Source organism: Streptomyces cahuitamycinicus (assembly GCF_002891435.1).
Classification (GTDB): Bacteria; Actinomycetota; Actinomycetes; order Streptomycetales; family Streptomycetaceae; genus Streptomyces; species Streptomyces cahuitamycinicus.
Map to the genome: position 1 here is coordinate 1 of NZ_POUC01000242.1, position 12,145 is coordinate 12,145.

Genomic DNA, 12,145 nt, shown 5'->3' on the forward strand with positions numbered 1-12,145 from the left:
GGTGTGGGGGCGGCCCGTCGGTCGTGGGTGAGTCGGTGGGTCGGTGGGTCGGTGAGTCGGTGAGTCGGTGAGTCGGGCTACAGCGCTCTCAAGCCCTCGATCACCTCGCGCAGGATGCGTTCGTCGGGCAGTTGCGCCGGTGGTACGGGGCGGCTGACGGTGACGCAGCCGAGTTCCAGCAGATCGCCGAGGAGGACCCTGACCACGCCGACGGGCAGGTCCGCGCCGGCGGCGAGTTCGGCGACCGACTGGGTCTCCGGGCGGCACAGGTCGAGGAGGTTGCGGTGTTCCGGGCCGAGCGGGGCGTCGTCCACTCCGGGTGCGCCCGGGTCCAGCGTGACCAGGGCGATCAGGTCGAAGCGAACGCCGGTGGGGCCGGGCCGGGTGCGTCCGCCCGTCATGGCGTAGGGGCGGACGAGCGGGCCGGCCTCGTTGTCGTACCACTGGCTGCCCTGCTCGCGCGGAGTGCCCGTCATGTCCTCGGTCATGGGCGCGGACCGTTCTCCCGGTTCATCCTGCGGCGGGGGGCTGCGCGGCCATGCGGGGCGCGGTGCCGAGGTGCTCGCCGACGCGTTTGACCAGGCGGGCCATCTCGTAGGCCACGAGGCCGATGTCGGCGGTGACGGCGGTGAGGAGGGCGAGGCAGGAGCCGTCGCCCGCGGCGGCCACGAACAGGAAGCCCTCGTCCATCTCCACCATGGTCTGGCGGACCCCGCCGGCGCCGAAGTGCCGTCCCGCGCCCTTGGCGAGGCTGTGGAAGCCCGAGGCGACGGCGGCGAGGTGCTCGGCGTCCTCACGGCGCAGACCGGTCGAGGCGCCCACGGCGAGGCCGTCGTTGGACAGCACTACGGCGTGCCGGATGTCGCTCACGCGGAGCACCAGATCGTCCAGCAGCCAGTCGAGTTCGCCTGAGCGCCGGGCGGACTCTGTGCTCGGATCCTGGATCATGCGGGGTCTCCTTCGCTGCTGTCGCTGCCCGTCACGGGGCCGGGGGTGGCGCCGCGACCGGGTTGCCTGCCGCCGCCGCGCGCCCATCCGGAGCGGTAGGCCGCCATGCGGTCCCGTACGAGTTCGGGGGTGCGCTCGTCGTCCCGGGGAGAGGACGTCGACGGCTGGTCCTCGGGACGCTCCTCGCGCAGTTGGGGAGCGAGACTGGCCTGTCGTACGCGGCGCGGGAGGTCGTCGTAGTCTTCGGGCTGCTGCGGTGGACGGTGCAGTCGCAAGGTGGCGACTCCTGGGGGTGGGGTCCGGCTCGGGGCCTCCTGGTGACGCGGACTGTCCGCATGACGCGAGCTGTCCGCATGGTGCAGCAGTGCCTCGGGCTCCGCGGCGGCCGGTACGGGGGCCACGAGGGCACGCCGGTCGGCCTGGGCCGGGACGGCGTCCTGGAAGGGGATGTCATCGGGCACGCGCGCGTAGGCGCGAGGCCCGGGCTGTCGCGCGGGTTCCGCCGCTTCGGGGGCTGGTTGCCCCGCGACGGTGTGGAGCAGGGCGGTGGGCAGCAGGACGACCGCGGTGGTGCCGCCGTACGGGGAGGTCCTCAGGTGGACCTTGACGTCGTGCCGGGCGGCGAGCCTGCTTACCACGAACAGGCCGAGCCGGTCACTGTCGAACAAGTCGAGCGCCTCGGACTGGGCGATGCGGCGGTTGGCTTCGGCGAGGGTCTCCTTGCCCATGCCGAGGCCGCGGTCCTCGACCTCGACGGCGTAGCCGTTGCCGACGGGTTCTCCGGTGACGCGCACGCGCGTGTGGGGCGGGGAGAACTGGGCGGCGTTCTCGATGATCTCGGCCAGGAGGTGCGTGAGGTCGGCGACGGCCGCGCCGGCGACGGCTGCCTCGGGGAGTTGCCGTACCTCCACGCGCGCGTAGTCCTCCACTTCGGAGACGGCCGCGCGGACCACGTTCGTCAGGGAGACCGGCATGCGCCAGGCCCGGCCCGGGGCGGCTCCGGAGAGGATGATCAGGCTCTCCGCGTGGCGCCGCATGCGGGTGGTGAGGTGGTCGAGACGGAAGAGGTCGCTCAGCTCGTTCGGGTCGTCGGAGCGGCGTTCCATGCTGTCGAGGAGGGCCAGCTGCCGGTGGACGAGGATCTGGCTGCGCCGGGCGAGGTTGACGAAGACGCCGGAGATGCCGCTGGCGAGTTCGGCGCGTTCCACGGCGGCCCGCAGCGCGGCGCGGTGCACGGTGCCGAGGGCCTCGGCGACCTGCCCTGTCTCGTCCTCCGCGGGCGCTCCCGACGGAGCCTCGGCGCGGATGTCGATCTCCTCGCCCGCGCGCAGTTTCCGCATGGCGTCGGGGAGTTTGCGCCGGGCGATCTCCAGGGCACCGTTGCGCAGGCTGACCAGTTCCACCACGAGGCCGCGTCCGATGCGTACGGAGATGACGAGCGAGGCGGCGACGGCGGCGAGGCCGAGCAGCACGGCGGCGCCGGCCGGGGTGAGTAGTCCCCGGGTGAACGGGTCGGCCCGTTCGGCGACCCCGCGTGCCGCGTCGTCCTCGATGACGCGCATGCCGTTCTGCACGCGCGCGTGGGCCGTGTTCCAGGTGCTCTCGGGTGCCGCGTCGACCGCCCTGGCGCCCGGCTCGCCGGCGAGGACCCCGGTCTCGGCGTCGCGCAGGCCGGTGTAGGCGCTGCTGTCGGCGAGGGCGTCCCATGCGGAGCGCTCGGTGCCGCTCAGGTCCGCGACGGCCGACTCGGTGAGCGTCCGGCGCAGGTCGACGGCGGCGGTGAAGAGCCGGAGCCGGTCCCCGGACAGGGAGCCGTCCAGGCGGGCACTCGCCAGCACCGCGTCCTCCTGGGCCAGTGCCTCGCCCGCGCGGGCGAATTCGAGCAGCACGCGCGCGTCGGAGCCGAGGTCGGCATCCCGGATGCCGGTGAGGGCACCGCCGACGCCGAAGGCGGCCGAGATGGTCCGGGTGTAGCGGTCGTACGTCTCGGCCCAGCCCGCGCGCCGGTCCTGCACCGCGGTGCGCAGTGGCCGCAGTCGCTCGGCACCGGCGACGAACGCCTTCAGCCGCTGGGCGACTCCGGCGGGCAGGTCCCCGCTGTCGGCGACGGTGGTGTTCTTGCCGAGCCGCAGTTTCGCGACGGCCCGGTCGGTGCGCCGGGCGAGCTCGTCCAGTTCTCCGGTCCGGACGGCGGACGGGTCGGTGGCGTGGCGTACGGCGGCCGCGCGTTCGGCCTGGAGGGCGGCGACGGCAGCGGAAACGGGGGCCCGGACCGTGGCGTCCACGCGCTGGACCTGCCGTAGCCGGGAGACGTCCTGGGCGGTGGTGACGGTGGCGTAGGCCCACAGGGCCAGGAGAGAGACGACCGGCACCATCAGCAGGCAGACGATCTTGGCGCGGACGGTGCGGGGGCGTATGTGCCAGCGCTCCGCGCGCGGGGGTGCCGCGTCCGGCGCGGCACCCGAGGGTGTGTCGGGGTCCTCGTCGGCGGGTGGTCCGGCATGCGCACGGCGACCGCGCGCGAGAGGGGGCGGCGCCTCGGCGCCGACTGTGGAGGTCCTACGGGGTGTTCGCATGGACTCCTCGCTCGGAGTGGATCGGGGGTGCGGGCCGGCGGCTGGGCGGGGCGGCGCACTGTCGTGTGAGGGCGCCTCAGGAGCGTCGTCGGCACGGAGCACAGATCAGGCTCACAACGGGCCGGCTGGGGAGCCGTTCGAGCCGCCGCCAGGCGCGCAACCCGGGCCACTGGACCGGACCTGACCACCGGCCCTCACGATTGGCGGCTTCCTGACCGCCGGGTGCGCCGTTCCCCGGACCGCGGGGTGCTCCACGGTTCCGCGCACCGCACCGCCCGGGCCTTCACCGCGGCCGGTGGCCACCTGCGCGGCTAGGGGGCGGCGCCCTGCACCGGCCGCTGGGCCGAGGCGGACGCCGCACGTTCTCCCGCCGTCGGCGACAGCGCGACGAAGGCCGAGGTCAGGAAGAGATAGGAGCCGAGGCCGACGGCGAGGGGGAAGATGAACTGCATCGCCGTGGCCCCGGGCAGGACCTCCGCGGAGGGCGTGACGCGCACGCCCACCGCGAACATTCCGGTGTAGTGCATGCTGCTGACGGCCGCACCCATGATCAGGGAGGCGATGGTGACCGCCACGGGCGACTTGATGTTGAGGGCCGCCCACAGGGCCGCCGTCGCCGCGACGACGGCGATCAGGACGGACAGTCCGACGAGCAGCGGGTCGTACGTCACGTCGCCGTGCAGCCGGACGGCCGCCATGCCCAGGTAGTGCATGCTGGCGACGCCGAGGCCGGTGGTGAGCCCGCCGACGAGCAGGGCCCGGCCGCGGTCCCTGCCGTAGCCGACGGCGAAGACGCCCGCGCAGACGACGACCATGGCGACGAGCAGGCTCAGCAGGGTGAGCGGCACGTCGTAGCGGATGTCGGTACCGGAGACGCCGAAGCCGAGCATCGCCACGAAGTGCATGGTCCAGATGCCGGTGCCGATCGCCGAGGCGGCGGTGACGAGCCAGTTGCGGCGCGAGCGCCCGGTGGTGGCGAGCGCGCGGACGGTGCAGCGCAGACCGAGCGCGGCGCCTATGCAGGCCATCACGTACGACAGTGCGGGGGTCAGCCATCCCAGGGCTGCGTGGTCCAGGTGTCCCATGGCCCCGGGACGTTAGACCCGGCAGGGGCGCGCGAACGGGGCGCATTTTGAAAGGTGTTGGAATATGGCCCAAGGATGCACCGGAACGATCGGGTCACGCTCGAACGTGTGCGCTGAGGCGTCATCCGTACCGGTGAGACGTGATCCGTCCTGGTGAGACGCCAGCGATGCCGGTGAGACGCAATCCGTATCGCTGCGGTGTCCTCCCTGCCGGTGAGGCGTCGGCTTCGTGTTGCGGTGTCCTCCCCGCCGGTGAGGCGTCAGCCGTGCCGGTGCGGAATCATGCAGGACATGAGCGACGAGCAGACGCGTGTTCAGGAGTTCTTCACCGCCCGCGCCGCCGACTGGGACAGCCGGTTTCCCGATGACGGTCCCGCCTACGCCGCCGCGGTCGCCGAGCTCGGACTGCGGGCGGGCGACCGGGTGCTCGACGCGGGGTGCGGCACCGGTCGCGCCCTGCCGCCGCTGCGAGCCGCCGTGGGGGCCTCTGGCGTGGTCCTGGGGGCGGACATCACGCCCGCCATGCTGCGGGAGGCCGTACGGGCCGGCCGGGACCGCGACGGGCAGTTGCTGCTCACGGATGTCGCCGCGCTGCCCCTGCGCTCGCGGTCGCTGGGCGCCGTGTTCGGGGCGGGTCTCATCTCGCACCTCGAAAGCCCGGCCGAGAACCTTCGGGAGCTGGCGCGCGTGGTACGCCCGGGTGGTGTGCTGGCGCTGTTCCACCCGATCGGCAGGGCGGCTCTCGCAGCCCGCCACGGCCGCTCGATCACCCCGGACGACCTGCGCGCCGAGCCCAACCTCCGTCCGCTGCTGGCGAGTTCCGGGTGGCGCCTGACGTCGTACGTCGACGAGGAGTCCCGTTTCCTGGCGCTCGCCGTGCGCGAGGGCTGAGGCGCCGCGTCAACCTGCCTCGCCAGCCGCAGCCGCGCGCCGCACGGGGCAGCCCCGGACGCCTGGGACCGGGCGGGTGCCCAGGTCGGCGATCCGGTAGCCGTACGGGTAGCCCTTGATCTCGCGGTTCTGGCGGGCGAAGTGCGGGGTGCGCCGGGGCGGCAGCAGGCGGACGGCGCGGCCCCGCAGCCGCACCGTTCGACGCACCCACGCGCGCGTGGCGGCACTCGGCGGGGTGTAGCGAAAGGCGCGCAGCAGCGAGTCGTCCAGCAGCGCGAGGGTGGTGGTGCGCAGCAGGGGTGCGAGCGGGCCGGGGTACCAGGAGGCAATCAGGTCGAGTGTGGCGTCCGAGACGCGCCGGGCGTCCTGGTCCCAGGCGAAGTGGGCTGCCTCGTAGGTGTCGAGGCAGGTCTCGAACTCCTCGTAGGTCTGGGGGATGTCCTTGATCCCCATGTGCCGGCCCAGGGCGCGGTAGTGGACGGCGCTCGCGACGGTCTCGTGGCGTGACATCCTGCGCCAGCCGTAGGCGTCGATCCACCGCTTGGGCATCACGACGAAGGTGCACAGGACGTAGCGCATGTCGTCGTCGCTGATGTCGTAGCTGCGGTGCATCTGATTGATGCGGCGGACCGCGGTCCTGCCCTCGTCGCTGCCGAAGCCGTGCTCGACGATGGCGTCCAGGAGCAGTGAGGTGTCGTCGTAGCGCTTCTGCGTCCGGTCCGTGAGCTCAGCCGTGCGCGCCAGCAGCCGGCCGATGCTCGGGACGGCGTAGGTGCGGTAGAGGGCCAGCTCCAGGGCGCGTGTGAAGTCCCAGGGGAACTCGTACGCCACGCTGAGCCGGTAGATCTCGGTAGCCTCCTCGTACGGGTCCATCCGACGGATCCGTTCGAGCCGCGAGAAGCGCTTCACCGTGCCGTCCCCCTTCTGCCACAGGTTCTCCAACTTTACGTTGGTGGCCAGGAGATGAATGACCAAGCACGGTAGGCGCGCAGGGGGAAGGTGGTCAGCATGTGGGGCAGGTTCCGCAAAGCCGGGGGAAGGGTCGCTGATGCGTTGCAGACGGAGCCGAAGGCCGGTGGGGACAAGCGTCCGCACAATCTTTTCGAGGCCGCGGCGACCTATGTCACGGCCTGCGCGGAGGACGAGCAGGAGCGGGCCGACGAGGCGGCCGGATGGGTGTCACCGGAGGCTCTGTCGTTCGGCGTGAACGAGCTGGCCTGCCGCGCCGTGGTCGCGCTCGCCCGGGAACGCGGCGAGTCGCCGGAGACCGTGGCCCGCGACTTGCTGGGGCTGCCGGCGGCGTGACTCGCGCCGCGCGCAGGCCGATTCGCCCCGTCCGCCGGAAAACTGCAGGTCCGCGTGCGCACGCGAGGCCGTGACAACGGGCTTGCGGGCGCACTAGGGTGCGCGCCGATGGACGAACCGATGGGGAGGCTGGGATGGCCGGGACGGACGAGGAAGCCGTCGCCGCCGAGGACGATGCGCTCTATGTGCTGACGGCGGTGCTGCTGACGCCGGCGAAGTTCCCGAGCGTGCTGGGCGACGACTACCCGGAGGCATGCGCGGCGCTCGGTCTCGCACCCCTCGCCGACGGGTACGGCCTGGTCCTCGGCCAGGACAGTGAGGGCGCCCGGTGGACGGTGGCCATCGACGACGTCTCGCTGGTGGCCGTCGCGATCGCGTCCTGGGACTGCGGCATGGAGTACGAGCTGTCGCCCGACGAGCGCACGGTCGTCGCGGCCCTGCCCGGCTGGCCTCTCGCGGTCGCCGTCGCGGCACCCGGGGTGCCCGCGCCGCACGATCCGGATCCGGAGGCCGACGACCGGCCGCCGCTGGCCCCGCCGGACACCAGCGTCTGGGGCCCGGCCCAGCGGCGCCTGGGCGCCGACGAGATCGCGCTGCAGTGGGCGACGTGGCGGGAGCAGATCGACGACGCCGAGTTCCTGACGGGGGCGGCCACAGGGGCGGCAACGGGGACGGCCACCGACGGGGGCGGTGCGACCGACGGCTCCGACGAACGCGGGGAGAACGGGCAGAAGGGTGGCCACAGCGGCATCCGGCGCGTGCTCGCGGAGGTACGCACCTATATCGACTCGCCGCCGCCGCTGGGCCGGGTCCGGTCGTCCTTCGCGCCGGGCGACGCCCGGACCCTGCGGGCCGACGGTCCGGGCTGGTCGCTCGTCGCCAGGACCGACGACATCGCTTTCGTGTTGCTCGACGAGGAACCCGGCGAGGTCCTGCCGGTGGGCCGGGGACCGGAACTGCCGGGTCTCCTCGAGGCACTGGACAAGATGGCCGTACGGCCGAACTGAGCTGGTTCGGCCGTACTGGTCCGGTTCGGCCGTACTGGGCCGGTTCGGCCGTACTGGGCCGGTTCGGCCGCGCTGAGCCGGTTCAGCCAGGCTGGGACGGTTCGGCAGGGCCGCTGCGATGCGGGCCTGGCGCCCGCCGGGTCAGCGCCTCAGCGGCCGAGCTCCTTGCGGGTGGCGCGGCGCAGCCTGCGCCGCTGCGATGGGTCCAGCGTGAGGTACGCGGCGGCCGGGACTCCCAGGATGATCAGGAGCGATGCCCACCAGGGCAGCCAGATCAGCAGGATGAGCCCGACCGCCACGCCGCCCACGGCGATCTTGGCGTTCTTCGACATGACTGTCGCCTCCTTCGCGGCCAGTGCCGCTCTCTGTCTCGAAAACGGACCCGCGTTCACGGCGGTTCCGGACCGCGACCCTGAGACATCCCTGAGGTGCACCCCTGACGCACCCCTGAGACCTCTATGGTGACCCAGTTCACAGCCCAGCCATACCCATGCGTGCCGGAAGTGCTGTACTCTCGGCGACTCCGCTCACTAGTCAAATTTGAGGAATCAGCCATAGCCGAGCATCCGACTCCCCCGGCACCCTCCTCCGACATCTCGGAACTGCTGTTCTGCCACTCCGTGTTCCTGCCCGGCGACCCCGCACGCACCGGGAGTGTCGCCTTCTGGTGGCCCGACGGCGCCGCCCCTCCGGTGGTGGCCTCCTCGTCCGCCGCGGATCTGACCGTCGTCGTGCCGCATGACGGAGGAGTCGGGGAAGCAAGCGTGCCCGCCGTCCTGGTGCCGGTGCGCACAGCCCTGCCCGTCCTCACACGCGCGCGTGCCGGCGGGCCGGGCCACCGCTCCACCGTCTTCTGGGGCGCGGCGGCCCTGCACGCCCTGCGCCTCGTAGCGCGCGGACTGCTGCTGCCCGGACTGTCCCCGGGCGACCACGACGCCTGGCGCGCGGGCCCGCTGAGCGCCGAGGACATCGAGGACCTGCGCCGCCTCGCCGCCGCGATGCCGCCCGAGGCGCACGCCGCGCCCTTGGCAGGCGCCGGGCCGCTGCGGCTGCCCGACCCCGAGCAGCTCGTGCGCGCCTTCCTCGACGCTGTCGCCGACACTCTGCCCCGCTCCCCCGCCGCGTCGCTGGTGACGGGCGGTCCTGCCTACGCGTCGCCGGAGCCGGTGCGGCTGCCCGAGCAGCGCGCCTGGGCCGCCGATGTCGCGGCGGGCCACGACGCGGGCGTGCGGCTGTCGCTGCGGATCGAGGCGGACGGCTTGACTGACGCGGCGGACGACGGCACGGCCGTGGCGTTCCGGGCCGTGCTCCAGGTGCACAGCGTCAGCGATCCGGCGCTCGTCGCGGACGCCGCGGACGTCTGGGCCGGCACCGGGGGCGAGGCCTTCGGTCCCCGGGCGCGGATGGACGCACTGCTCGCCCTGCGCCGTGCGGCCCGGGCCTGGGCCCCGCTCACCCCCCTGCTGTCGGCGACCGTGCCGGGCGCGGCAGACCTGGCCGACGACGAGGTCACCGAGCTGCTCGGAGCGGGCGCCCTCGCACTGAGCGCGGCCGGGGTCGACGTGCACTGGCCGAAGGGGCTGTCCCGTGGTCTCAGCACGCGCGCGGACGTGGGGCCTTCCGACGGCGAGCCGGAATCCGGTACGGCCTTCGCGGCCATGCCGTCGTTCCTGTCCGCCGACGCGCTGCTCGCCTTCACATGGTCGTTCGCCCTGGGTGACAGGCGGCTGGACCGTGAGGAGCTGGACCGCCTGGCCGAGGCCAAGCGCCCGGTGGTACGACTGCGCGACCAGTGGGTCCTGATCGACCCGCAGGAGGCGCGCCAGGCGCGCTCCCGGCAGGACCGCAAGGTGACGCCCGTGGACGCCCTGGGCGCGGCCCTGACCGGTTGGGCGGAGGTGGACGGCCGCCGGGTCGAGGTGCGGCCCACCGGGTGGCTCGCGGCCCTCCGGGAGCGGCTGTCGGACCCGGAGGCGCAGCGGCCCGTGGAGCAGCCGCCCGCCCTCGACGCCACTCTGCGGGACTACCAGCGGCGCGGCCTGAACTGGCTCGCCGGTATGACATCGCTGGGCCTGGGCTGCTGCCTCGCCGACGACATGGGGCTCGGCAAGACGATCACCCTGATCGCCCTGCACCTGCACCGGCAAACCGACGCGGGGTCCGCCGGACCGACCCTGGTGGTCTGCCCGACGTCCCTGATGGGCAACTGGCAGCGGGAGATCGAACGGTTCGCGCCCGGCACACCCGTGCGGCGCTTCCACGGGGCTCGGCGCGGCCTGAACGACCTGGCGGACGGGGAGTTCGTGCTCACCACGTACGGCACGATGCGCCTGGACGCGCCCCGGTTCGCCGGCGTGCCGTGGGGCATGCTCGTGGCGGACGAGGCCCAGCACGTGAAGAACCCCTACTCCTCGACCGCGCGGGAGCTGCGTTCCATCGGCGCACGTGCGCGCGTGGCGCTCACCGGCACCCCGGTGGAGAACAACCTGTCGGAGCTGTGGGCGATCCTCGACTGGACGACCCCGGGGCTGCTGGGCCGGCTCGGCACCTTCCGCAGTCGGTACGCGGAAGCCGTCGAGGGCGGTCAGGACCCGGCCGCGGCCGACCGGCTGGCCCGGCTCGTACGGCCGTTCCTGCTGCGCCGCCGCAAGTCGGACCCGGGGATCGCGCCCGAGCTGCCGCCGAAGACGGAGACCGATCATGCCGTGTCGCTCACCGAGGAGCAGGCGGCGCTGTACGAAGCCGTGGTGCGTGAGGCGCTCGCGGAGATCTCCGGCGGCGGCAGCATGGCCCGGCGGGGCCTGATCGTGAAGCTGCTGACCGGTCTCAAGCAGATCTGCAACCACCCGGCGCAGTACCTCAAGGAGGAGCGGCCGGTGATCTCCGGGCGCTCCGGGAAGCTGGAGCTGCTGGACGAGCTGCTCGGCACGATCCTCGCCGAGCGGGCGGGCGTGCTCGTGTTCACGCAGTACGTGCAGATGGGCCGCCTCCTCGAACGGCACCTCGCCGCCCGAGGCACACCGTCGCAGTTCCTGCACGGGGGGACGCCCGTCGCCGAGCGCGAGGCCATGGTGCGGTGCTTCCAGGACGGCGAGGTGCCGGTGTTCCTGTTGTCGTTGAAGGCTGCGGGCACGGGGCTGAACCTCACCCGGGCCGAGCATGTCGTGCACTACGACCGCTGGTGGAACCCGGCCGTCGAGGCGCAGGCGACCGACCGCGCCTACCGCATCGGCCAGACCCGGCCCGTGCAGGTGCACCGAATCGTCGCGGAGGGAACGATCGAGGACCGCATCGCCGAACTGCTGCTGCGCAAGCGGGCACTGGCGGACGCGGTCCTGGGCGCCGGCGAGACGGCGCTCACGGAACTGACCGACGCGGAACTGGCGGATCTGGTCGAACTGCGAGGGAGCCTGCGATGACTCGGCACGATGGCGACTTGGAACGCACCTTCGCCGCGCTGCCACCCGCGCACGGGCGGGGCTTCGCGCAGACCTGGTGGGGCCAGGCCTGGCTGAAGGCCCTGGAGGGCACGGCGCTGGACTCGGCACAGCTCAAGACGGGCCGCCGGATTGCCCGCGCGGGCGCTGTCGGGGCGGTATCGGTGCGTCCGGGGCGGCTGACAGCCGTCGTCCAGGACCGCGACGGTTCGGCACACCGGGCCGACGTGCTGCTGGAGGAACTCTCGCCCGAGCAGTGGGACCGCTTCCTGGACATGGCAGCGGAACGGGCCGGTCATGTGGCGGCGCTGCTGGACCGGGAGATGCCGCCGCACCTGGTCGAGGACGCGGCCGACGCGGGCGTCGAACTGCTGCCGGGCCTGGGCGACCTGGAGCCGGAGTGCGACTGCGAGGCCTGGGACCACTGCGGACACACGGCGGCCCTCTGCTACCAGGTGGCACGGCTGCTGGACCAGGACCCGTTCGTGCTGCTGCTGATGCGCGGACGCGACGAAACCGCCCTGCTGGAGGACCTGCAGGCGCGCAGCGGGGCCTCCGAGGCGAGCTCCTCGGGGCCGGAGGGCGTGGACGCGGCCGAGGCGTACGCCGCCGGTGACATTCTGCCGCCGCTCCCGGATCTGCCCGGGCTCCCCGGTGAACCCGGTCTTCCGCCGTCCCTGGACACGGAGACGCCCCCCGCTCCCGGCATCGACCCGGCCGCGCTGGAGTTCCTGGCCGCGCGGACGGCCGTAGGGGCCCACCGCCTGCTCGCGGAGGCCCTCCGGGGTACCGCTCACGAGGAGTTGACCCCGGCACAGGACGCCGTGCGGCTGGCCGCGGGCGCCCCCGGCCGGGAGATGAACGACCGGCTCGCCGACGGGTCGGGACGCGGGCGG

The 12,145-nt window shown here is 73.4% G+C and carries 11 protein-coding genes; 5 read left to right on the forward strand and 6 right to left on the reverse strand.

What is annotated here, in order from left to right:
- Positions 1–77: 77 nt before the first annotated feature.
- From C1J00_RS27260 to C1J00_RS27275, 4 genes are all read right to left on the reverse strand, one after another.
- Positions 78–488 (reverse strand): DUF742 domain-containing protein, encoded by a 411-nt coding sequence (locus C1J00_RS27260; RefSeq protein ID WP_062925505.1) that lies wholly within the window; start codon positions 486–488, stop codon positions 78–80.
- A gap of 22 nt (positions 489–510) precedes the next feature.
- On the reverse strand, positions 511–948 hold the full coding sequence (locus tag C1J00_RS27265; protein WP_102911667.1) for a roadblock/LC7 domain-containing protein: 438 nt from the start codon (positions 946–948) through the stop codon (positions 511–513).
- Positions 945–3,524, reverse strand: coding sequence for a sensor histidine kinase (locus C1J00_RS27270; protein ID WP_102911668.1), 2,580 nt, complete (start codon positions 3,522–3,524; stop codon positions 945–947). The genes C1J00_RS27265 and C1J00_RS27270 overlap by 4 nt, the downstream gene beginning before the upstream one ends.
- Before the next feature lie 311 nt (positions 3,525–3,835).
- Entirely contained in the window at positions 3,836–4,609 is a 774-nt protein-coding gene (locus tag C1J00_RS27275) for an MHYT domain-containing protein (protein WP_102911669.1), read from the reverse strand.
- 291 nt (positions 4,610–4,900) lie between these two features.
- Between C1J00_RS27275 and C1J00_RS27280 the strand changes: the two genes are divergently transcribed.
- Positions 4,901–5,500, forward strand: coding sequence for a class I SAM-dependent methyltransferase (locus tag C1J00_RS27280; protein WP_102911674.1), 600 nt, complete (start codon positions 4,901–4,903; stop codon positions 5,498–5,500).
- A gap of 9 nt (positions 5,501–5,509) precedes the next feature.
- Here C1J00_RS27280 and C1J00_RS27285 read toward each other — a convergent pair whose 3' ends face one another.
- The gene (locus C1J00_RS27285; protein ID WP_102911675.1) at positions 5,510–6,409 is read right to left on the reverse strand and encodes an oxygenase MpaB family protein; all 900 of its coding nucleotides are present in this window, start codon (positions 6,407–6,409) and stop codon (positions 5,510–5,512) included.
- A 99-nt stretch (positions 6,410–6,508) separates the two neighbouring features.
- On the opposite strand from C1J00_RS27285, the gene C1J00_RS27290 reads away from it, so the two are divergent.
- Both C1J00_RS27290 and C1J00_RS27295 read left to right on the forward strand, forming a co-directional pair.
- Positions 6,509–6,805, forward strand: coding sequence for a hypothetical protein (locus C1J00_RS27290; RefSeq protein ID WP_102911670.1), 297 nt, complete (start codon positions 6,509–6,511; stop codon positions 6,803–6,805).
- Between the two features lie 134 nt (positions 6,806–6,939).
- The gene (locus tag C1J00_RS27295) at positions 6,940–7,812 is read left to right on the forward strand and encodes a hypothetical protein (RefSeq protein WP_102911671.1); all 873 of its coding nucleotides are present in this window, start codon (positions 6,940–6,942) and stop codon (positions 7,810–7,812) included.
- 149 nt (positions 7,813–7,961) lie between these two features.
- Here the strand turns inward: C1J00_RS27295 and C1J00_RS27300 are convergent, their stop codons facing one another.
- Positions 7,962–8,144, reverse strand: a complete 183-nt coding sequence (locus tag C1J00_RS27300) for a tail-anchor membrane protein (RefSeq protein WP_102911672.1) — start codon at positions 8,142–8,144, stop codon at positions 7,962–7,964.
- A gap of 126 nt (positions 8,145–8,270) precedes the next feature.
- Here C1J00_RS27300 and C1J00_RS27305 point away from each other — a divergent pair, with 126 nt between their 5' ends.
- Complete coding sequence (locus C1J00_RS27305) at positions 8,271–11,231, forward strand: SCO1167/SCO6262 family helicase (RefSeq protein WP_245936529.1); 2,961 nt, start codon at positions 8,271–8,273, stop codon at positions 11,229–11,231.
- A partial coding sequence (locus tag C1J00_RS27310; RefSeq protein ID WP_102911673.1) for an SWIM zinc finger family protein occupies positions 11,228–12,145 on the forward strand: 918 nt, incomplete at its 3' end. The genes C1J00_RS27305 and C1J00_RS27310, both read left to right, overlap by 4 nt.